This is a genomic window from Streptomyces sp. CA-135486, assembly GCF_050936555.1.
Classification (GTDB): Bacteria; Actinomycetota; Actinomycetes; order Streptomycetales; family Streptomycetaceae; genus Streptomyces.
Window position 1 is genome coordinate 1199450 of sequence record NZ_JBNJMM010000001.1, and the last position, 21542, is coordinate 1220991.

Sequence of the window (21542 nt, forward strand, 5' to 3'; positions counted from 1 at the left end):
ACTCAGCGGCCCAGCAGTCGGGCCCACCACGAGCGCCGGGCCGGCCGCTCCGCGTCCGCGGGAACGGACACGACCACGGGCGGCGCGGCAGCCTCGGGAAGCGGCTGGGCCTTGGGCGTACGGGGCAGCTGCGAGTTCGCCGTCACCGTGCTGCCGCCCGGCACGAACGACACCGGCAGCGAGATCAGCTGCCGCGACATCAGCGATGAGTCGTAGCGCAACTCGTCCTCCGGCACGGCAAGCCGCAGGTCGGACAGCCGGGCGAGCAGTACGTCGATGCCGGTGTCCGCGATGGCCCGGCCGATGTCCTGGCCCGGGCACTCGTGCGGGCCGCCGCTGAACGCGAGGTGCGAGCGGTTGCCGTGCACCGGCTGCGAGAGATCGGGCCGGATCTCCGGGTCGGCGTTGCCCGCGGCCAGACCGAGCAGCAGCATGTCACCGGCCTTGATCTGCCGGCCGCCCAGCACGGTGTCCCCGGTCGCCCAGCGGCCCAGCACCGTGGCGAGCGGCGGCTCGTCCCACAGGACCTGCTCCAGCGCGTCCGGCAGCGTCATATGACCACCGGAGAGGCTGGCGCGGAAGCGGCGGTCGGTGAGCACCATCCGCAGCGTGTTCGCGATCAGGTTCGCGGTCGTGGTGAACGCCGCGATCAGCACCAGGCGCAGATGCTCGATGATTTCCTCGTCCGTGAGCGACGTGGAGTGCTCGAGCAGCCAGGAGGCGAAGTCGCGCCCGGGCGCGGCCCGCTTGCGCTGCACCAGCTCCTTCAGCGCGACCGTGACGTACTCATTGCTCGACACCGCGGTCGCGGTGCCCTTGATCATGTCACGCGCCGCCTCGACCAGACGGGGGCCGTGCGAGTCGGGCATGCCGACGAGCTGCGTCATCACCAGCATGGGAAGCGGCTCGGCGAACTCGCCGACCAGATCGGCCTGTCCGCGGTCTATGAAGGTGTCGATCAGCTGGTCGGCGAAGCGCTTCACATGGCGGCGGATGCCGCGCCGGTCGAAGCGCTCCAGGGACTCGGTCACCGCGCCGCGCAGCCGCTCGTGCTCCGTGCCGTCCTGGAAGTTGCACACCGGCTGCCAGGCGGCGACGGGAGTCAGCGGGTGATCCGACGGGACCCTGCCCTCCTGCATGTCGCGCCAGCGGCGCGAGTCGCGGGAGAAGCGCGACGGCGTACGGGCCACGTCCAGGTTCTCCCGGTGCCCGAGCACCAGCCAGGCCGGCAGATCGCCCTGGACCAGGACGGGGGCCACCGCGCCGTGCTCGGCGCGCAGCTTCTCGTACAGGCCGGTCGGGTCGGCCTCGGCCTCGGGACCGTACAGCCGGTGCGCGGGGCAACCCGGCGGGGGAGTGGAAGTGCTCACGATGCCTCCGTGGTCACGGCGAGGGACTGCAGATAGCGCATCAGGGTCATCAGTACGTCACGGCTGGAGCCGCGCAGCCGGGCGTCGCACTCGACGATCGGCACGGCCGCCGGCAGATCGAGCGCGCCGCGCAGCTCTTCGAGCGGGTAACTCGGCGCGTCCGGGAAGGAGTTGACGGCGACCACGAAGGGCACCCGGCGCTCCTCCAGGCGCCCGATGACGTCGAAGCTCACTTCGAGGCGGCGGGTGTCGACCAGCACCACCGCGCCCAGCGCGCCCTCGAACAGGCCGCGCCACAGAAACCAGAAGCGCTCCTGGCCGGGGGTGCCGAACAGATAGAGCACCAGCTCCTCGTTGATGCTGATGCGGCCGAAGTCCATGGCGACCGTGGTCGACGTCTTGCGCTCCACGCCATGGGTGTCGTCGACGCCGACCCCGGCCTGGGTCATCGTCTCCTCGGTGGTCAGCGGTCTGATCTCGCTCACCGAGCCGACCAGGGTCGTCTTGCCGACTCCGAAGCCGCCCACGATGACCACCTTGACGGCGGCCGCGGCCGTCTGTGGCAGCACGTCCTCGCTGCGCGGCCCCACGGCCTGCTCAGAGCTTCTGAAGTCCATCGATCACTGCCTCAATCAAAGCGCGGTCGGGGAGTTGGGCGGGCGGGACCGCAGCGCGGGCCACCACCCGGCCCTCGGCGAGCAGATCGCTGAGCAGCACGGTGACGACGCTCACCGGGAGGCTCAGATACGCGGAGATCTCGGCCACCGAGAGCGGCGAGTGGCAGAGCCGGACGATCGCGGCGTGCTCCGGCTGCATACCGGGCCGGGGACCCGACTTGGCCACGATCAGCGTGACCAGGTCGAGTGTGGAGGGCGCGGAGGAGCCGCTGCGGCCGCCCGTGATGACGTAGAGCCGCTCGGGGCTGCTGTCTTCCCAGTCCCCGCCCGGGTTGCTCACGCGGTGTGTCCCTCGTGCCGGGGCGGTGTGCTGAGGTGCTCGCCGATCCGCAGCACGAGGTCCCGCATCCGCTGGCCCATCAGCCCGGCGTCGACACCTTCGTCGGCCAGCACGGCGAGAAACGCGCCCGCTCCGGCCGCCATCAGATAGAAGAAGCCGCCGTTCATCTCGATGACGACGAGGTGCATCCGCCCGTCGCTGTGCGGGAGTTCGGAGGCGACCGCACCCGCGAGGCTCTGCAGCCCGGCGCAGGCGGCGGCCAGCCGGTCGGCGGTGTCGTTGTCGGAGCCGTACTGAGCCATCCGGAGCCCGTCCGCGGACAGCACGACCACGTTCCTGGTCTGCGGGACTCCCTCCGCCAGGTCCTTGAGCATCCAGTCCATGTTGGTCTGGTTGGACTGCTGCTGAATCATGGCTGCGTGTTCCCCTTGTTTGTCTGGGTGGGCTCACCGGACAGGCCGCTCTGGAAGGCGGCCAGCCACATGCCGGGCTGCACGGCGGGTGCGGACTCCGGCTCGGGCGCCGCGGCCGCGGCCGGTGCGGTGACGGGGGCCTTGCGACGCCGCTGCGGCAGACCGAGTGCGGTCCGCTCGGTGACAACCGGAACGTCGTCGTCCGGGCTGCTCGGTCCGGTGACCGGCCTCGCCGGCCGCTCGTCGGTGACCGGGACGGCCGCGCGGGGACCGGAGGAGGCGCCGATGCCGTGCGCCAGACCTGTCGCCGATGCGGCGGTGGTGATGAGCTCCTGCGGTACGACGAGGACGGCACGCACACCGCCGTACGCCGAGGAGCGCAGCGAGACCTGGAATCCGTACGCCTGCGAGAGCCGGCCGACCACGGCGAGGCCGAGCCGGGGCGTCTCGCCGAGGTCGTTGACATCGATTCCCTGCTGGGCCTGACGGAGCATGCGCTCGGCCCGCTTGCGGGCCTCCTCGCTCATGCTCACACCGCCGTCCTCGATCTCGATGGCGATGCCCGACTGCACCTCGACGGCGGTCAGATGGACCTTGGTCTGCGGCGGCGAGTAGCGGGTCGCGTTGTCGAGGAGCTCAGCGAGCGCGTGGATCAGCGGCTCGACGGCGATGCCGACGACGGCGACCTCGGAGACCGAGTGCAGCTCGACGCGCTGGTAGTCGATGATCCGCGACATGGCGCCGCGCATCACGCTGTAGAGCGGTACGGCCTTGCTCCACTGGCGGCCGGGCCGGGCGCCGCCGAGCACCGCGATGGAGTCGGCGAGCCGGCCGATCAGCGCGGTGCCGTGGTCGATCCGCAGCAGATCGCCGAAGACGTCGGGGGCCTTGCCGTGCCGGTCCTCCATCTCACGCAGTTCCTGGGCCTGTTGGTGAACGATGGCCTGAACTCGCCGGGCGATGTTCACGAACGCGCGCTGCGCGGACTCGCGCAGGTCCTCCTCGGCGACGACGGCGTCGAGCACCGAGCGCAGCACCGCCTGGTGCTCGGCCGGTGCGTCGAGCGAGTCGAGCACATCCTCGGGGAACTCGCCCTTGCGAAGCCGCTCCACCACCTGGGGCAGCAGCTCGCCGGCGAGCCGCGCGGTCTCGGCCTGCTGCCGCGAGAGCACCGCCTCGCGCTGGGCGAGCCGGTCGCTCAGCACGGCGAGCCGCCGGCCCCTGCGCGCGGTCTCGGCGCAGGCGACAGCGACTACGGCGACGGCCCCGACCCCGATCCAGACCACGGGGGTGCGCGCCGAACCGGAGACCAGGGCCGCTGCGACGGCTACGGCCACGGCGGTTACCACGACGGGCAGGAGCCACGCGAAGGAGGCCGTAGTCCGCGGACTTCCGGTCGAGGTTTCCTGTCGGACCATCAGCACCCTCAAACCATCGAACTGGAAAGATCATATGACGACGGTCGGGAAGCATATCCGGCTTCTGTTACTGAAATTGACGCCGGGTCACCGAATTGGCGGGATGTTCACACAGCCGGCAAACGGAAGGGCGCCGCAGGCCAGACGGCCCGCGGCGCCCCTTCATTCCACTTATGCGGCGGCAGCGTCCGCGGCCTGCGCCTTCAGCGCCCGCTCGACGCCCGAGCGCGACTCCGAAATCAGCCGTCGCAGCGCGGCGTTCGGCTCGGCCGACTCCAGCCACGCGTCTGTCGCGTCGAGCGTGGCCTGTGAGACCTGGAGCGAGGGGTAGAGCCCGATCGCGATCTGCTGGGCCATCTCGTGCGAGCGGGACTCCCACACACCCTTGACCGCCGCGAAGAACTTCTCGCCGTACGGGGCGAGCAGCTCGCGCTGGTCGGTCTGGACGAAGCCCGCGATGACTGCCTCCTGCACGGCGTTCGGCAGCTTGTCGGACTCGACGACCGACGCCCAGGCCTCCGCCTTCGCCTCGGCGGTCGGCCGTGCCGCGCGGGCGGTGGCCGCGTGCCGCTCGCCCGCCGCCGTCTTGTCCCGCTCGTACTCGGCGGCGATCTCGTCCTCGTCGAGCAGGCCGACCGCGGCAAGCCGCTCCACGAACGTCCACCGCAGCTCGGTGTCCACCACCAGCCCCTCGATCGTCTCGGTGTCGTCGAGAAGCGCCTGCAGCAGGTCCAGCTGCTGCGGAGTGCGCGCGGTCGCCGCGAAGGCGCGCACCCACGCCAGCTGGTGGTCGCTGCCCGGCTCCGCCGCACGCAGATGCGCCAGCGTCGCGTCCGTCCACTGCGTCAGACCCGTCTCGCGCCAGTCCGTCGCCGCGTACAGGTCGATCGCCAGCTTCACCTGGCGGTGCAGCGACTGCACGACGCCGATGTCCGACTCCTTGCCGATGCCTGAGAGCACCAGCGAGAGATAGTCCCGCGCCGCCAGTTCACCGTCGCGGGTCATGTCCCAGGCGGAGGCCCAGCACAGCGCGCGCGGCAGGGACTCGGTGAAGTCGCCGAGGTGCTCGGTGACGACCCGCAGCGACTCCTCGTCGAGGCGGACCTTCGCATACGTGAGGTCGTCGTCGTTGAGCAGGATCACCGCGGGACGGCGGGTGTTCTGCGGGAACGGCACATCCGTCAGCTCGCCGTCCACGTCCAGCTCGATCCGGTTCGTGCGCACCAGCTTGCCGCCCGCGTCGAGGTCGTAGCAGCCGACGGCGATCCGGTGCGGGCGCAGCGTCGGCTCGCCCTTCGCGCCGGGGGGCAGCGCCGGGGCCTCCTGGCGTACGGCGAAGGACGTGACGTACCCCTCCTCGGAGATCTCGATCTCCGGGCGCAGGATGTTGATGCCCGCCGTCTGCAGCCACTTCTGCGACCAGGTCTTCAGATCGCGGCCGGAGGTCTCCTCCAGCGCGCCCAGCAGATCGGACAGCCGGGTGTTGGCGAAGGCGTGGGCCTTGAAGTACGCCTGTACACCGCTGAAGAACTCGTCCATGCCGACGTAGGCGACGAGCTGCTTGAGGACCGACGCGCCCTTGGCGTACGTGATGCCGTCGAAGTTGACGAGGACGTCGTCCAGGTCGCGGATCTCGGCCATGATCGGGTGCGTGGACGGCAGTTGGTCCTGCCGGTACGCCCAGGTCTTCATGGAGTTCGCGAACGTGGTCCAGGAGTGCGGCCACTTCGAGTCCGGGTGGTACGACTGGCAGGCGATCGAGGTGTAGGTGGCGAACGACTCGTTCAGCCACAGGTCGTTCCACCACTCCATGGTGACCAGATCGCCGAACCACATGTGGGCCAGCTCGTGCAGGATCGTCTCCGCCCGCACCTCGTACGCCGCGTCCGTCACCTTGGAGCGGAAGACGTACTGGTCGCGGATGGTCACCGCGCCCGCGTTCTCCATCGCGCCCGCGTTGAACTCCGGCACGAAGAGCTGGTCGTACTTGGCGAAGGGGTAGTCGTAGTCGAACTTCTCCTGGAACCACTCGAAGCCCTGCCGGGTGACCTCGAAGATCGCGTCGGAGTCCAGGAACTCGGCGAGCGAGGGCCGGCAGTAGACGCCGAGCGGAACGGACTGGCCGTCATTCTCGTAGCTGCTGTGCACCGAGTGGTACGGGCCGACGATCAGCGCCGTGATGTACGTCGAGATCCGCGGCGTCGGCTCGAAGACCCAGACGTCGTCCTTGGGCTCCGGCGTCGGCGAGTTCGAGATGACGGTCCAGCCGGACGGCGCCTTCACGGTGAACTGGAAGGTGGCCTTCAGATCCGGCTGCTCGAACGAGGCGAAAACGCGGCGTGCGTCCGGCACCTCGAACTGCGTGTAGAGGTACGCCTGCTGGTCCACCGGGTCGACGAAGCGGTGCAGACCCTCGCCGGTATTGGTGTATGCGCAGTCGGCGACGACCTTGAGCTCGTTCAGCCCCTGGTGCAGATGCTTGAGCGCGATCCGCGAGTCGCGGAAGACGGCGGCGACATCCTGTGCCTTGCCGTTCAGTACGACCTGGTGCACGGCCGGGGCGACCAGGTCGACAAAGGACTCCGCACCGTCCTCGGCGGAGTCGAAGCGCACGGTGGTCACGGACCGGTAGGTGCCGCCCTCCTGCGCGCCGCTGAGGTCGAGATCGATCTCGTACGAGTCGACGGTCAGCAGACGGGCCCGCTGCTGCGCCTCTTCGCGGGTCAGATTCGTGCCAGGCACGCTGTCATCTCCTCGGTTTCGTGACGTTTGCGGCCATCCTTCCACGGGGCGCGGTGCGGCTGCCCGCCTTAATCCGGGTGCCGTGGGGCGCGAGTTCGGCCCCGTGCGGTGGAGCCGAAACGCCATGTCCGTTTTCCGCCGGAACGAGGCGCGCGGGAGCGCCACGCTGAACCCATGACCGAGACACTCTGGACCGCGCGGCCCATCGGGCCCGCCGCCCTCAAGCAACTCCGCGACACCGACGACGCCGGCCGCGCCTGCGTCCCGTACACCGACACCGAGGGAGACGCCCCGCTGCGCTGCTGTCTGCGCCCGAGCAGGACCGGTGAGCGGATCGCCCTCGTCTCGTACGCACCGTTGCGCCGCTGGGCCGCGGAGACCTGGGCCAGACCCGGCGCGTACGACGAGCAGGGGCCCGTCTTCATCCACGCCGAGGAGTGCGAGGGGCCGGGCCAGGACGACGGCTGCCCCTTCGCGCGCCCGGGAGCGCTGCGGACGCTGCGGCGGTACGACGCGGAGGGGCACATCGCGGGAGGCCGCCTCCTGGAGATCCCGCAGGCGGCGACGGAGGCGTTCGACGCGGCGCTGACGGAGGCGTTCGCGGACCCGGAGGTGGCGCTGGTGCACGTCCGGGCTGTGGAGTACGGCTGCTTCCTCTTCGAGGTCCGGCGGCCGTAGACCCCCGGGGCTCCGCCCCGGACCCGCCCCCTACGCCCTGCGGGCGTGGGGGGACCCCCAGTCCTCAATCGCCGGACGGGCTGAATGTCAGCCCGTCCGGCGATTGAGGACACGCCCGAAGGGCGTACCGGCGGCTACGCGCGCAGCTCGTCCGCCACCAGCTCCGCGATCTGCACCGCGTTCAGCGCCGCACCCTTGCGCAGGTTGTCGTTCGACAGGAACAGCGCAAGGCCGTTCTCGACCGTCTCGTCCACCCTGATGCGGCCGACGTACGACGCATCCTTGCCCGCCGCCTGCAGCGGGGTCGGAATCTCCGAGAGCTCCACCCCTGCCGCGTCCTTCAGCAGCTCATACGCGCGCTCGACGCTGATCGGCCGCTCGAAACGCGCATTGACCTGCAGCGAGTGGCCGGAGAACACCGGCACCCGGACACATGTGCCGGAGACCTTGAGCTCCGGGATCTCCAGGATCTTGCGGGACTCGTTGCGGAGCTTCTGCTCCTCGTCGGTCTCGAAGGAGCCGTCGTCGACGAGGTTGCCCGCGAGCGGCAGCACATTGAAGGCGATGGGGCGCTTGTAGACGCCGGGCTCGGGGAAGTCGACCGCGCCGCCGTCGAAGGTGAGCTGGTCGGCGGCCTCGGAGACCGCGCAGGCCTGGGTCTTCAGCTCGGCGACACCGGCCAGGCCGGAGCCGGACACGGCCTGGTAGGTGGTGGCGACCAGCGCGGTGAGTCCCGCCTCCGCGTGCAGCGGCCTGAGCACCGGCATCGCGGCCATGGTCGTGCAGTTCGGGTTGGCGATGATGCCCTTGGGGCGGTCCTTGATCGCGTGCGGGTTGACCTCGGAGACGACCAGCGGCACCTCGGGGTCGCGGCGCCAGGCCGAGGAGTTGTCGATCACCACGGCACCCTGCGCGGCGACCTTCTCGGCGAGGGCCTTGGACGTCGCCCCGCCGGCCGAGAAGAGCACGATGTCCAGGCCGGAGTAGTCCGCGGTGGAGGCGTCCTCGATGGTGATGTCCTGGCCCTCCCACGTGAGGGCGGAGCCCGCGGACCGGGCGGAGGCGAACAGACGGAGCTCGTCGACCGGGAACTTCCGCTCGGCGAGGATCTTGCGCATGACTCCGCCGACCTGACCGGTGGCTCCGACGATTCCGACCCTCACAGTGACTCCTTGTGTCTGTGCGTACTGTCTGTGCGCGTAAATCTGTGCGTATGACGCGGGCAGCCTGCCCATCATGCGTATGACCGGGGTCGTCTTGTCCAATCCATTGTCCGGCATGCGAAAAGGGCGGGCGTCCGGCATGGACGCCCGCCCCGTTCAGTCGGCCCACTGCGACTACGGCGTGACCTTCTCGATCACGACGCTGCCGGTGCCCGCGACCGTGCCGCGGCCGTTCAGCAGCTGCACCTCGCCGAAGAACTGCCGTCCCTCGGGAGCCGCGCCGCCCACCAGCACCTCGGCGCTGACCTGCGCCGACGCCCCGTTGGCCAGCTTGACCGGCTTCGCCGAGTCGACCTTGACCGAGCCGAGCGAGGGCGCGAAGAACACATCGCGGTAGTTGTACTCGGTGGTCCCGGCGGGGACGGCGTAGCCGTCGACCACGATGGTGTACGTGCCCGCGGCCGGCTTGAGCAGGCTCACCGCCTCCTCCGAGTCGCCGTCCGCCGACTGGCCGACCTGCACACCGTTCAGCAGGACCGTCAGGTCCAGGTCGGCGCCGGTGTCGGAGACCCCGCCGATGGCGACGTCCAGACGCTCGACGCCCTCACCGATGGTGACCGTCGTCTCCTGCGACTCGCCGTCCTTGATGGACGGACGGGCTACCTTCGCCGAGCCCAGCGAACCGCCCGCGAGCTTGCCGTCGATCGCGGCGAAGTCGTTGGTGACCTTCCACTCGACGGGGGCCGCAGTGCCGGCCTTCGCCTCGGGGAGCGTCTTGACGGCCGGGTCGAAGGAGGCGCCCAGCAGGCTGACATCCAGCTTGTACGGGTTGTCGAGCAGCGGAGACGTACGCCGCGACTCGACCTCGATCTCCCAGACGCCGGGTGTCGGCTCGGGGTACGAGCGCAAGTCCGGACGGCAGGTGTTCGCCGGATTGTTGTAGTTCGGGTAGCAGAAGATCGTCGAGCTGTCCTCGACCCCCACGCCGTACGGGTGGATGCCGATGAACCGGGTCTGGCTGTTCGCGGCCAGGCCGCCGAGCGCGACCTCGAGGTTCTTCGCGCCCTCGGGCACCGTGATGAAGTACGACTTGTGGCTGTTGCGCTGCACCGAGCCGGACGCCGAGAAGGTGTACTCGGGCTTCGCGAGCTCCTTGGAGACGACCACGGTCGTCATGATCTGCTTGTCCACGCCCTCGGTGCGCGGGTCGTCCGCCTCCAGGATCGCGCTGTGCACACCGGCAGCCTTGGCCCTGGCCTCGACCTTGACGGTGACCGGGGTGTTCAGCGGCAGCGTGACCGCGCCGCTGCCGGGCAGGTCGAAGGTGCCGTCGTTGTACTTCCAGTCCAGTTCGTGCCGCACGGGGCGGTCCGGGCCGGTCGTCCGCGTGATGACGACGTCGTAGGACTTCTTCTGGCCGGCCTTCAGACCGCCCTCGCGGTCGTAGAGGCCGGTGCCGAAGCCGGGGGTCTTCAGCGCGAAGTCGATCGCGGTGTCGACCGGGGCCTTGACGCTGTACTCATGGGCGGTGGCGCCGTCCTCGATGGCGTCCCATGCGTCCACGATGTTGATCAGGCCGGAGCCCTGCTCGTGCGCCTGCACTCCGGGGATACGGTGCGCGGTGCTGGTCAGCGCCGTGCGCAGCTTCGCCGGGGTCAGCTCGATGTGCCGCTGCTTGGCGGCCGAGAGCAGCAGCGCGCTCGCGCCCGCGGCCTGCGGCGAGGACATCGAGGTGCCCTGCAGCATGGAGTAGCCGGCCGGGAGCTGGTAGCCCGCCTCCTTGACCGGGCTGCCGGGCAGCCAGGTCTGGGTGGTGTTGATGGAGGCACCGGGCGCGGTGATGATCGGCGCGAAACCGCCGTCCTCACGCGGTCCGCGGGAGGAGAAGGGGAGCATGGCGTAGTTCTTGGTCACCGCGGAGCCGTAGTTGGCGGCCCAGGTCTCCTTGGAGATGGCGGCGCCGACGGAGAGGACCTTGTCGGCGAGGCCGGGGTCGCCGATGGTGTTGGTGCCCGGACCCTCGTTGCCGGCCGAGATGACCAGCTGGACGCCGTAGGTGTCGATGAGGCGGGTGTAGAGCTCCGCGCGGGCGTTGTTGCCGTCGTTCAGTGCGGGCAGACCGCCGATGGACATGTTGATGATGTCCACGCCGCGGTTGATGACCAGGTCGGCCATGCCCTCGGTGAGCGCGACGTTGGTGCAGCCGCCGCTCCAGGTGCAGGCGCGCGACGAGACCAGCTTGGCGCCGGGGGCGGCGCCGTTCATCCGGCCGCCGAAGAGGCTGTTGGCGGCGGTGATGCCGGCGACGTGCGTGCCGTGCTCGGACTCGATGACGCCGATGTTGACGTAGTCGGCCTTGGCGCCCGCGGCGTTGTAGACGACGTCCTTGCGGACCTCGACGACGAACGGGATCTGCTCGACGACCTCGGTCGCCGGGTTGTCCTTGCCGAAGTAGCCGATCTGGAAGCCGTTCTTGTACGGCTTCATCACGGTGTCGTTCGAGAAGTTCCCGTCGTTGTCCAGGTCGACCGTTGCGGTGCGGGTGCCCGGGTCGTACAGCACGCCCCAGACGTCGGTCGTGTCACTGTCCCGGTTGAGGTCACCGGCCATGTCGCCGCCCTTGGTGGCGGCCTCGGAGAAGAGGTTGAACTTGTACGCGCCCGCCGGGGCGGAGTACGTACGGCCGTTGACTGCGAACGTCGGGCCGCTGACATCGAGGGACATCCGGCGCCAGGTGGCGTCGCCGTCGGTCACCGGGTCGGTCGCGGTCACCCAGTCGACGATCTTGCGCTCGCCGGTGGTGGTCTTCTGCAGCGCCGGGTGGCCGAGGTCGACACCGGAGTCGAGGATGCCGATGGTCACGCCGCGGCCGTCGGCCTTGGGGTGCTGCTTGACGAAGTCCACCGCGCCCGTCTCGAAGGACGGGTTGTACGGGTTCTTCGCCGGGGTGTTCTTGCCCGGCGCCGGGTACGTACCGGCCTGCGCGTCGGCGGTGCCCGCGGCTTTGGTGGTGTCACCGGCCGGCGTCGGGTCGTCCAGCTTGACCTCGTGCTTGAGGTCGATGCCGTGGACGCTGGAGAGCTTGGCGGCCGCCTTGATCGCGGCCTCCGCCCGGGCGGTGGGCAGGGTGGCCCGCACATAGCCGAGCTGGTCGTACGTCTTGCCGACCACGGCGCCCTCGACGGCGTCGAGCTGCCCCGCGACCTGCTCGGTCGCACCGGGTGCGGTGGCGACCATGACGGTGACGCTCTTCTCGCCCTTGGCCTCGGCATCGGCGAGCAGTTGGGCGTCGGCCGAGCCGAGCTTGTCGGAGGAGGACGCGGCCTTGACGCCGGCGGAGGTGCCCGGATCGTCGGTGGGCGCGGCGGAGAAGGCCGGCGCGGCGCCCGTGGCCACCAGCGCGGCCACGATCGAAGCCGCGGCCGCGATGCGGGCCACGCGTCTGTGACCTGGTACGGAGCGCCCTTGTATGGAGCTCTGGGATTCGGGGGTCATCAGCATCCCTGTTTGTGAAAGACGGGGTCCGGAATTCGGTGCCGGATGACCGCTCAGCCTTTCGTAAATGACACGGGTTTGTGGAGAGTTGGCAGCGGCGGGTTGCGGACATGGCGGAGATCCGCCACTGCGGACGATGCGCCACGCGGGGCAAATGGGTATTTCTGGGGTCTCGCTTCAGTTTTCGCGGCGGCGGGCATAGTCCCGGGACGCGGCTGGACAACCAGGGGGGCCGGTCCACCGCGCCGGTCGGCCCCCGAGTACTCGTCCGCCCACCCGAGGGCGCGGGCGCCCCTCTAACCTCACCGCATGAACAAGCAGTTGCGGAACAGGGAACTGAGGGTCGCGGCCTACGCCGTGTGCGTACGGGACGACGAGATCCTGCTCGCCCGCTGGGTGGCGCGCGACGGCACCAAGAAGTGGACGCTGCCCGGCGGCGGCATGGACCACGGGGAGGACCCCCTCGACACCGTGATCCGCGAGGTCGAGGAGGAGACCGGCTACGCGGCCGAGATGACCGCATTGCTCGGCCTCGACTCCATCCGCCGCCAGTACCCGCGCAAACTCGGTGCGTTCGCCGACTTCCAGGGGCTGCGCATCGTGTACGAGGGCCGGATCACCGGCGGTGAGCTGCGCCATGAGACGGACGGGTCGACGGACCTGGCCGCCTGGCACCCGCTGGCGGCGGTGACCGCCCTCGAACGGGTCGAACTCGTCGACATCGGCCTGGAGTTGTGGCGCTCCAGGCCGCCGACCGGACGGCCGGCCGGAACCGGCCGTTAGCCGCCCGGCTCTGCCACGCCTGTGACTGGGCCGCCGGCTCAGCGCGGGAGGACGACGACGTACGCGGCGGGGTCCCGCTCGGCCGCCGCCATCAGGGCGGTGCGGACGACGGTCGCCTGCTGCTCCGGCGACTCCCGCAGCTTCTTCGGCGTGAGGTGTACGACGGTGATGCCGAGCCGCTCCAGAAGCTCGCGCTTACGGGCGTACTCCGACCACAGGGCGTCCTCGTCGCGGCGGGGCGCACGGGTGTCCAGCTCGACGGCGACGGCCGGGCCGGGCCAGTAGGCGTCGACTCCGCCGAGGAGGGGGCCGCCGGGGAGCCGCAGGTCCACGTTCCACACGGGTTCGGGGAGTCCCTGCGTGCGCACCAGCTCGTACAGCCGCTCCTCCGCGAGGGCACGTCCCTCGGCGAGAAGCGAGTCGACGGCGCCGACGACATGGGGGCGGCTCAGCAGCCGGGCACGGTTCAACTCCTTGACGACGGCGGCGGGTTCGCAGTGCCCGCCGCGGACGGCCTCGGTGAGCAGTCGGCGTACGGCGTTGGGGTCGGCGACCTGCGTGATGGCGTCCGCGAGGGCACGGGGCACGGGGGCGACGGGTACGCCCGTGATCTCTTGCGGTCGCGGCATTCCGTGCGCGCGTACGAGTCGGGCGCATCCGGTCGAGCGGAGCCGGCGGGTGCGGGGCACGAGGACGTCGATCCGGTCGAGAGAGAGCAGCGGCGGGGCCGACGAGAACTGATACAGCGCGAGCGCGGCGAGCCCGGTGATCATGGCCTCGCCGAAGCCGGGTGCGCTCCGGGCCTCGCCCTGCGCGGGAAGCACGGGCCGCCCGGCGTACAGGAGCGCTCCGTGCAGCCGCTCCTCGCTGGTGGGCGGGCCGGGGTGCAGGAGATACACCCCCGGCAGCAACAACTGCCAGGGACCCCCGGGCCGGCACTGCGACGCGGTCCGCGCGGCGGAGACCCCGTGCGCACGGAGCTGCGCGGAGGACAGGACGCGGCGCTGGACGTCGGCGAGGTGGCTGAGGGGGAGGGGGGAGAGAGGGGTGTTGTGGTTCATGGGACGGGAATGCCCGGGGCCGGCCGGCTTTCTACCCGCTGTTACAGTCTCGTCGACATTTCGGGACAAGGCCGCCCTAAAGTACGGACGTTCGACTGCCGAAAGGGCGCGGGGCGCGCGGGAGCGGGGGGCGGTGCGCGGGCCGCCCCCGGCGCCGGGGCCTGGCGGCTTCGCGCCGCGGGCATGGGCCGGGGGCCTGTTCCCCACCCCGCCCGTTCCCGTTACGGGGGCGTGCCCCGGACCCCGAAGGAACGGACGCCGTACGGGGATGTGGCTGGGCCCGCCTGCCCTGGGAGCGGCAGCTTCGCGCCGCGAGCGTGGGCGGGGGTTCGGTGGGGTGTTTGTTCCCCGCCCGTTGCCGTTACGGGGGCGTGCCCCGGACCCCGCAGGGCGGGACGCCGCACGAGGGTGCGGCGGGCCTGCCCCGGCTGCCCCGGGAGCGGCAGCTTCGCGCCGCAGGGGCGTTGCGCGTGCCCCGCCTCGGCCGGGCGCGCCCGAGGTGGTGACCACACAGGTCCCCGCGCGCGCCGCGTGCCGCGGGCGGCACGAGGTGCACCAGGCGCCCCGCACGCGCGAGGCGCCCGCGCGCGGCGCTGCCGCACCACCGCCGGGTCCGGGGCTTGCCCCGGTTCAGGCAAGGGGCGGGTGGGGGAACAATCCCTCAGGCCGCGCCCGACGCCGCGTCGCATGCCTGGGCCCGCAGCGCCCTCGCCAAGTCGTCCCGTGCCTCCAGCACCAGACGGCGCAGTGCCGGGGCCGCCCCCGAGTGTGTGGACAGCCACTCGTCCGTCGCCGTCAGCGTCGACTCGTCGTCCTGCAGGCTCGGGAACAGGCCCTTCACCACGTCCATGGCGATCTGGATCGACCGCTCCTCCCACACCCGCTCGATCGCATCGAAGTACTTCGCCGCGTACGGCGCCAGCAGCTCCCGCTGCCCCGGCTTCACAAAGCCCGAAATCGTCGCCTCCACCAGCGCGTTGGAGAGCGAGTCCGACTCCACGACCTGCGCCCACGCCTGGTCCTTCACCGCCGCCGACGGCCGCGCCGTCAGGCAGCGCACCTGGTGGCGTTTGCCCGAGGCCGTGTCGTCGCGGGCCAGTTCCGCCGCGATGAAGGACTCGTCCGTCACCCCGTGCGACGCCAGCGGTTCCACGAACGCCCAACGTAGCTCCTGGTCCACGTCCAGCCCGTCGATCTTCGCCGTGCCGTCGAGCAGCCCGGTGAGCAGCTGCAGATCCGCCGCGGACGTCGCCGTCGCAGCGAAGAACCGCGCCCATGTCAGCTGGTGCTGGCTCCCCGGCTCGGCCAGCCGCAGCTCCCGCAGTGCGCCCTGCGCGAGCAGCCGTCCGCCCTCCTCGCGCCACTGCGGCGCGGCGTAGTGGACCAGCGCCGAACGCGCCCACGCGTGCAGCATCTGCAGCACCCCGATGTCCGACTCGCGCCCCGCGAACCTCAGCACCAGGTCGATGAAGTCCCGCGCCGGCATCAGCGCGTCCCGGGTCAGATTCCACAGCGCCGACCAGCACAGCGCCCGGGCCAGGGGATCCGTGATGGCGCCCAGACGCGCCCGCAGCGTCGCCAGCGAGCCCTCGTCGAAGCGGATCTTGCAGTACGTCAGATCGTCGTCGTTGACCAGGATCAGGTCGGGCCGTTCGGCGCCCGCAAGCGCCTCGACGACCGTCCGCGGACCGGTGACATCCACCTCGGCCCTGGCGTAACGCACCAGGTCCGTCCCCTCGTTCCGGTACAGCCCGACCGCCACCCGGTGCGGCCGCAGTTCGTCGCCGTCCTGCCCCACCGCGAGCTCGGTGATCCGATCGCCCGCGTCGTACGTCGCCACGGGAGTGAGGGAGTTGACGCCCGCCGTCTCCAGCCAGGACCGCGACCAGGACGCCATGTCACGGCCGGAGACCTCTTCCAGGACCAGGAGCAGGTCGCCCAGGCGCGTGTTGCCGTAGGCGTGGCGCTTGAAGTAGCGCCGCGCGCCCTCCAGGAACGCGTCCTGCCCGACGTACGCCACCAGCTGCTTCAGTACTGACGCGCCCTTCGCGTACGTGATCCCGTCGAAGTTGAGCTTCGCGCCCTCCAGGTCACGGATGTCTGCCGTGACCGGATGCGTCGACGGCAGCTGGTCCGCCCGGTACGCCCACGACTTGCGGTTGTTGGCGAAGGTGATCCAGCCGTTGCTGAACCGGGTCGCGCCCACCATCGAGAAGGAGCCCATGAAGTCCGCGAAGGACTCCTTCAGCCACAGGTCGTCCCACCACACCATGGTGACCAGATCGCCGAACCACATGTGCGCCATCTCGTGCAGGATGACGTTCGCCCGGCGCTCGTACGACGCCTGCGTCACCTTCCCGCGGAAGATGAACTCCTCGCGGAAGGTCACACACCCCGGGTTCTCCATCGCCCCGATGTTGTATTCGGGCACGAAGGCCTGGTCGTACTTCCCGAAGGGGTACGGGTAGTCGAAGTGGTCGTGGAAGAAGTCCAGACCCTGCTTCGTCACCAGGAAGATGTCGTCGGCGTCGAAGTGCCTGGCCAGCCCCTTGCGGCAGAGCGCTCCCAGCGGGATCTCCAGCGTCGTGCCGTCCTCGAACGTCCGCGTGTAGACATCGGTCTCGTAGTGGTACGGGCCGGCCACGACCGCCGTGATGTACGTCGAGATCGGCTTCGTCCCGGCGAACCGCCACACCCCGTCCCCGCCGAGCGTGCCTTCCCCGTTGCCCCAGACGGTCCACTCTTCCGGCGCGGTCACCTCGAAGCGGAACGGCGCCTTCAGATCCGGCTGTTCGAAGTTGGCGAAGACCCGGCGGGCGTCGGCCGGCTCGTACTGCGTGTAGAGATAGACCTCGCCGTCCTCCGGGTCGACGAACCGGTGCAGCCCCTCACCCGTACGGCTGTACGCGCACTGCGCATCCACCACCAGCACGTTCTCCGCGGAGAGATTGCTCAGCGCGATCCGCGAGCCGTCGAAGACCGCGGCCGGATCCAGCTTCTCGTCGTTCAGCGTCACCTCGGTGACCGCGGGCGCGATCAGGTCCGCGAAGGTCGAGGCGCCCGGCTGCGAGCAGCGGAAGCGGATCGTCGTCACCGACCGGAAGGTGCGCGGCCCGGAGCCCCCCGGCGCATCGCCGACCGCGGAACGCAGGTCGAGGGCCACCTCGTACCCGTCGACGGACAGCAGCTCGGCCCGCCTGCGGGCCTCGTCGCGGGACAGATTCTCACCGGGCACGGGCACTCCTTCGTGTCGCGTTCGAACAGGACCGATCCTCCCATGTGCTCCTGGCACGCGGTATCCGGGAATCGACCGGCGGCAGGTGGCGTTTGCCCGTTCGAGGAGCACGACGTCCCTGATGAGGAGAAGCATGTCCGAGAACGGCAAGACACCGGTCGACTTCTGGTTCGACCCCCTGTGCCCGTGGGCCTGGATGACCTCCCGCTGGATGCTCGAGGTCGAGAAGGTCCGCGACGTCGAGGTCCGCTGGCACGTGATGAGTCTCGCCGTGCTGAACGAACCCAAGCTCGACACGCTCCCGGAGAAGTACCGCGAGGGCATGAAGGAGGCGTGGGGCCCGGTCCGGGTCGTCATCGCCGCACAGCAGAAGTACGGCGACGAGGTACTCGGCAAGCTCTACACCGCGCTCGGCACCCGCTTCCACAACCGAGGCGAGGGTGCGACCCGTGAGGCGATCGCGGGTGCGCTGGACGAGGCCGGCCTGCCCGCGGATCTGCTCGACTACGCCGACTCGGACGCGTACGACACCGAGCTGCGCGCTTCCCACAAGGAGGGCATCGACAAGGTCGGCCAGGAGGTCGGCACCCCGGTCATCGCGGTCCCGGGCGCGGACGGCAAGCAGCTCGCCTTCTTCGGCCCGGTCGTCACGCCCGCCCCGAAGGGCGAAGAGGCGGCGAAGCTCTGGGACGGCACGCTGATGGTGGCGTCCATTCCCGGCTTCTACGAGATCAAGCGGACGCGCACCGCCGGCCCGAGCTTCGACTGACGGCTCGGCGCCGCGCGGTCCGTGCGCGCCCTGCCCAGGGAAGGGCCCCCGCGAGTCACGTCCTCGCGGGGGCCCTTCGTTACTCCGCCCGCACGTGAAGGCTGAGAAGACGATCACGAGCAGGACGATCTGTGGGCTACGGCGCGATCAGCGGCGTGCGTTCCTTGGCCTCGGCATGGCGCTTCGCCACGTCCTGCCAGTTGACGACCTGCCACATCGCCTCGATGAAGTCCACCTTCTGGTTCTTGTACTGGAGATAGAAGGCGTGCTCCCAGGCGTCGAAGACGAGGATCGGCACCGAGCCCTGGCCGACGTTGCCCTGGTGGTCGTAGACCTGCTCGACGATCAGCCGGCGGCTGACGGGCTCGTACGCGAGAACGCCCCAGCCCGAGCCCTGCGTGGTCGCCGACGCCTTGGTCAGCTGGGACTTGAACTTGGCGAAGGAGCCGAAGGACTCGGCGATCGCGTCGGCGAGTTCGCCCACGCCGTCCTTCTCCAGCGGCTCGCCGCCGCCGTCGCCCGTCATGTTGTGCCAGTAGATCGAGTGCAGGATGTGGCCGGAGAGATGGAACGCGAGGTTCTTCTCCAGACCGTTGATCGTTCCCCACTGCTCCTTGTCGCGGGCCTCCGCCAACTGCTCAAGGGTGTCGTTGGCGCCCTTGACGTAGGCCGCGTGGTGCTTGTCGTGGTGCAGCTCGATGATCTGCGGATTGATGACCGGTTCGAGCGCCGCGTAGTCGTACGGAAGTTCAGGAAGCGTGTAAATGGCCATGTCTCTCCGGTCCCTCGCACTGCTTATTGCACATCATATGCAAGTGCACGCTAGCAGCAGGAGTGCCGGGTGATGATCAGGCGTTGGTCCTAGGACTCGGGAGTGTCGATGGCTTCCCGGACGCGCAGGACCCCCGGACGCGCAGGACCCCCGGACGCGCAGGACCCCCGGGCCGTAGCGGCCCGGGGGTCCTGTGTGCTGCGTCGCTTCCGCCGCCGGGCGGTCCAGGTCAGCCGCCGTTCGTCTCCGAGCCGACCGCCTCCGCACCGGTCGTCGCGCCCGCGCGGGAAGCGACCTGGCGCACGTACCCGACGAGCGCCAGCGCCAGCGTCAGCCCACCCGAGTAGTACAGCTGCGTACGCGTGTCCGGCTCGCGCGCCATCAGCACGAACACCGCTGCCATCCCCGCCAGCGCCACCCACGTCAGCACCGGGTACAGCCACATCTTCACGACCAGCTTCGACGGGTCTTCGCGCTCCGTGCGGCGGCGCAGTACCAGCTGCGAGACGGCAATGAAGATCCAGACGACCAGGATGATCGCGCCGATCATGTTGAGGAGCCACATGAAGACGTCGTTCGGCCGCCAGTAGCTGAGCAGCACACACGCGAAGCCGAAGACGGACGAGACCAGCACGGCTGTCCGCGGCACCCCGCTGAAGGTCCGCCCCAGCGCCTTCGGGCCCTGGCCGCGGGCCACCAGCGAACAGGCCATGCGGGAGGCGCCGTAGACGTTGGCGTTCATCGCCGAGAGCAGGGCGACCAGCACGACGACGTTCATGATCTGCCCGGCGCCGGGGATGCCCAGGTGGTCCAGGGTCGCGACGTACGGGCCCTTCTCGACGACCTTCGGGTCGCCCCACGGGACCAGCGTGACGATGACCGCCATCGAGCCGATGTAGAAGACCGCGATGCGCCACATCGCCGTACGCACGGCCTTGGCGACGCCCTGCACGGGGTGTTCGGACTCGGCCGCCGCGATGGTGACCGTCTCCAGGCCGCCGTAGGCGAAGACGGAGGCGAGCAGACCGACGACGAGGCCCTCGGAGCCGTTCGGCATGAAGCCGCCGTCGCCCGTGAGGTTGGTGGTGCCAGGTGCGTCGGTGCCGGGCAGGACGCCGAGGGTCGCCAGCACGCCGATGGCCAGGAAGAGCGTGATCGCGCCGACCTTGAGCGCCGCGAACCAGAACTCGAACTCGCCGAAGTTCTTCACCGCGGCCAGGTTGGTGCCGCAGAACACCAGCATGAAGAGGGCGACCCACGCCCATTCGGGGGTGCCGGGCAGCCAGCCCGTCACGATCTTCGCGGCCCCGATGCCTTCGAGGCCGACGGCCACACAGAGCAGAAACCAGAACGACCAGCCCGCCGTGAAGCCCGCCCAGGGGCCGATCGCCCGCTCGGCGTGCACGGAGAAGGAGCCGGATGCCGGGTTCGCCGCCGACATCTCGCCGAGCATGCGCATCACGAGCATGACGAGCAGGCCCGAGATCGCATAGGCGATGACGATGGACGGGCCGGCCGCGGCGATGCCCGCGCCGGATCCGACGAAGAGTCCGGCGCCGATGACGCCGCCGAGGGCGATCATCGAGAGATGGCGTTGTTTGAGTCCGTGCGAGAGCGATGCGTCGGCCTGCTGGTCGACGGGCGCGGGCGCGGAAGTCCGAGACATGGGCATGCCCTGTTCAGTAGCTGAGGGGGAGGGGACCAGTCTGGGCAACGGCCCGCTCACGAGGAACGTATGTCCGCTATACGGGCACGATGCTCACACAAGGTGATCACTTATTCACGTCCCACCCGCCCCTCGCGTACCACCGTGCTCGGGAGCGCCGCGGCAGCCGCATTGGTGGGACCCCACAGTCTCCCGGGGGCCCGCCCTCCGTGCACAACGGACCCACTCCGCTCCGACCTCAGTGATGAGCATCACGCCAACTCGCGTATCACGGGCGGCCTTTGTGCAATCCCCATCAAGCCGATCACTTAGCCTTTGTCGGCGGCTGACGGTGATCGAGTGCTTCTCCGCGGGATAGCGTCACCGTGTCCCTGCCTGCCCTCACCTCCGCGGAGCCCCGATGAGTGCTGCTTCCGTCATCTCCCGTCCTGGAGCGGTCCTCGCCGACCTGCTGCCCGCATCGCGTACGAAGGACATCGCGCTCGTCGTCGGCGGCGCAGCGCTCACCGGCATCGCGGCCCAGATCGCGGTCCCGGTCCCCGGCTCCCCGGTCCCCGTCTCCGGTCAGACCTTCGCGGCTCTCCTCGTCGGCACCGCGCTCGGTGCCCGCCGCGGTTTCCTCGCCCTCGCGCTCTACGCGGTGGCGGGGATGGCGGGCGTGCCGTGGTTCGCGCAGGCCACGTCCGGCTTTGGGATGCCGTCCTTCGGCTACATCCTCGGCATGATGCTCGCCGCCACGGTCGTCGGCGCCCTCGCGCGCGGCGGCGCCGACCGCTCCGCAGTGCGCACCGCGGGCGCGATGGCGGCCGGCTCCGTGATCATCTACGCGGTCGGCGTCCCCTATCTCGCGCTCGCCACCGGCATGACGCTCTCCCAGGCCGTCGCCGCGGGTCTCACTCCCTTCCTGATCGGCGACGCCCTGAAGGCCGCGCTGGCGATGGGCGCGCTGCCCGCGGCCTGGAAGCTCATCGGCAGGCGGGGCTGACAACGCCGACAGCCCTTGCTGGACAGTCCATCGAG

General features: G+C 70.2%; 16 protein-coding genes. 4 read left to right on the forward strand and 12 right to left on the reverse strand.

Going from position 1 to position 21542, the window contains the following annotated elements; genetic code table 11:
- Positions 1 to 2: 2 nt before the first annotated feature.
- The 6 genes from ACQEVG_RS05405 to pepN (ACQEVG_RS05430) form a co-directional block, all read right to left on the reverse strand.
- Positions 3 to 1370, reverse strand: coding sequence for a cytochrome P450 (locus ACQEVG_RS05405; protein WP_432977816.1), 1368 nt, complete (start codon positions 1368 to 1370; stop codon positions 3 to 5).
- A complete protein-coding gene (locus ACQEVG_RS05410) occupies positions 1367 to 1987 on the reverse strand; it encodes a GTP-binding protein (protein ID WP_432977819.1) in 621 nt (206 codons plus the stop codon). Before ACQEVG_RS05410 ends, ACQEVG_RS05405 begins: the two co-directional genes overlap by 4 nt.
- Positions 1968 to 2327, reverse strand: a complete 360-nt coding sequence (locus ACQEVG_RS05415; protein WP_432977822.1) for a DUF742 domain-containing protein — start codon at positions 2325 to 2327, stop codon at positions 1968 to 1970. The genes ACQEVG_RS05410 and ACQEVG_RS05415 overlap by 20 nt, the downstream gene beginning before the upstream one ends.
- The gene (locus ACQEVG_RS05420) at positions 2324 to 2740 is read right to left on the reverse strand and encodes a roadblock/LC7 domain-containing protein (RefSeq protein ID WP_360876075.1); all 417 of its coding nucleotides are present in this window, start codon (positions 2738 to 2740) and stop codon (positions 2324 to 2326) included. The genes ACQEVG_RS05415 and ACQEVG_RS05420 overlap by 4 nt, the downstream gene beginning before the upstream one ends.
- Positions 2737 to 4158, reverse strand: a complete 1422-nt coding sequence (locus ACQEVG_RS05425; RefSeq protein WP_432977825.1) for a sensor histidine kinase — start codon at positions 4156 to 4158, stop codon at positions 2737 to 2739. The genes ACQEVG_RS05420 and ACQEVG_RS05425 overlap by 4 nt, the downstream gene beginning before the upstream one ends.
- Positions 4159 to 4329: 171 nt before the next feature.
- The gene (gene pepN, locus ACQEVG_RS05430) at positions 4330 to 6900 is read right to left on the reverse strand and encodes an aminopeptidase N (RefSeq protein WP_432977828.1); all 2571 of its coding nucleotides are present in this window, start codon (positions 6898 to 6900) and stop codon (positions 4330 to 4332) included.
- A 174-nt stretch (positions 6901 to 7074) separates the two neighbouring features.
- Here pepN (ACQEVG_RS05430) and ACQEVG_RS05435 point away from each other — a divergent pair, with 174 nt between their 5' ends.
- Entirely contained in the window at positions 7075 to 7578 is a 504-nt protein-coding gene (locus ACQEVG_RS05435; protein ID WP_432977831.1) for a DUF1203 domain-containing protein, read from the forward strand.
- A gap of 134 nt (positions 7579 to 7712) precedes the next feature.
- Here the strand turns inward: ACQEVG_RS05435 and ACQEVG_RS05440 are convergent, their stop codons facing one another.
- Together ACQEVG_RS05440 and ACQEVG_RS05445 are read right to left on the reverse strand one after the other, a co-directional pair.
- The gene (locus tag ACQEVG_RS05440; RefSeq protein ID WP_432977834.1) at positions 7713 to 8741 is read right to left on the reverse strand and encodes an aspartate-semialdehyde dehydrogenase; all 1029 of its coding nucleotides are present in this window, start codon (positions 8739 to 8741) and stop codon (positions 7713 to 7715) included.
- 174 nt (positions 8742 to 8915) lie between these two features.
- Complete coding sequence (locus ACQEVG_RS05445; protein WP_432977837.1) at positions 8916 to 12242, reverse strand: S8 family serine peptidase; 3327 nt, start codon at positions 12240 to 12242, stop codon at positions 8916 to 8918.
- 303 nt (positions 12243 to 12545) lie between these two features.
- On the opposite strand from ACQEVG_RS05445, the gene ACQEVG_RS05450 reads away from it, so the two are divergent.
- Entirely contained in the window at positions 12546 to 13019 is a 474-nt protein-coding gene (locus tag ACQEVG_RS05450) for an NUDIX hydrolase (RefSeq protein ID WP_432977840.1), read from the forward strand.
- Between the two features lie 38 nt (positions 13020 to 13057).
- Here ACQEVG_RS05450 and ACQEVG_RS05455 read toward each other — a convergent pair whose 3' ends face one another.
- Positions 13058 to 14080 (reverse strand): hypothetical protein, encoded by a 1023-nt coding sequence (locus tag ACQEVG_RS05455; RefSeq protein WP_432977843.1) that lies wholly within the window; start codon positions 14078 to 14080, stop codon positions 13058 to 13060.
- A gap of 661 nt (positions 14081 to 14741) precedes the next feature.
- Positions 14742 to 17321 carry an aminopeptidase N gene (gene pepN, locus ACQEVG_RS05460; RefSeq protein WP_432977846.1) on the reverse strand — a complete coding sequence of 860 codons (2580 nt, stop codon included), beginning with the start codon at positions 17319 to 17321 and terminating at the stop codon, positions 14742 to 14744.
- A gap of 127 nt (positions 17322 to 17448) precedes the next feature.
- Between pepN (ACQEVG_RS05460) and ACQEVG_RS05465 the strand changes: the two genes are divergently transcribed.
- Positions 17449 to 18084 (forward strand): mycothiol-dependent nitroreductase Rv2466c family protein, encoded by a 636-nt coding sequence (locus tag ACQEVG_RS05465; protein ID WP_432977849.1) that lies wholly within the window; start codon positions 17449 to 17451, stop codon positions 18082 to 18084.
- A gap of 136 nt (positions 18085 to 18220) precedes the next feature.
- Here ACQEVG_RS05465 and ACQEVG_RS05470 read toward each other — a convergent pair whose 3' ends face one another.
- Together ACQEVG_RS05470 and ACQEVG_RS05475 are read right to left on the reverse strand one after the other, a co-directional pair.
- A complete protein-coding gene (locus ACQEVG_RS05470) occupies positions 18221 to 18856 on the reverse strand; it encodes a superoxide dismutase (RefSeq protein WP_432977852.1) in 636 nt (211 codons plus the stop codon).
- A gap of 229 nt (positions 18857 to 19085) precedes the next feature.
- Entirely contained in the window at positions 19086 to 20522 is a 1437-nt protein-coding gene (locus tag ACQEVG_RS05475) for an amino acid permease (RefSeq protein ID WP_432977855.1), read from the reverse strand.
- Between the two features lie 400 nt (positions 20523 to 20922).
- On the opposite strand from ACQEVG_RS05475, the gene ACQEVG_RS05480 reads away from it, so the two are divergent.
- The gene (locus ACQEVG_RS05480) at positions 20923 to 21507 is read left to right on the forward strand and encodes a biotin transporter BioY (protein WP_432977858.1); all 585 of its coding nucleotides are present in this window, start codon (positions 20923 to 20925) and stop codon (positions 21505 to 21507) included.
- The last annotated feature ends 35 nt before the right edge of the window (positions 21508 to 21542 follow it).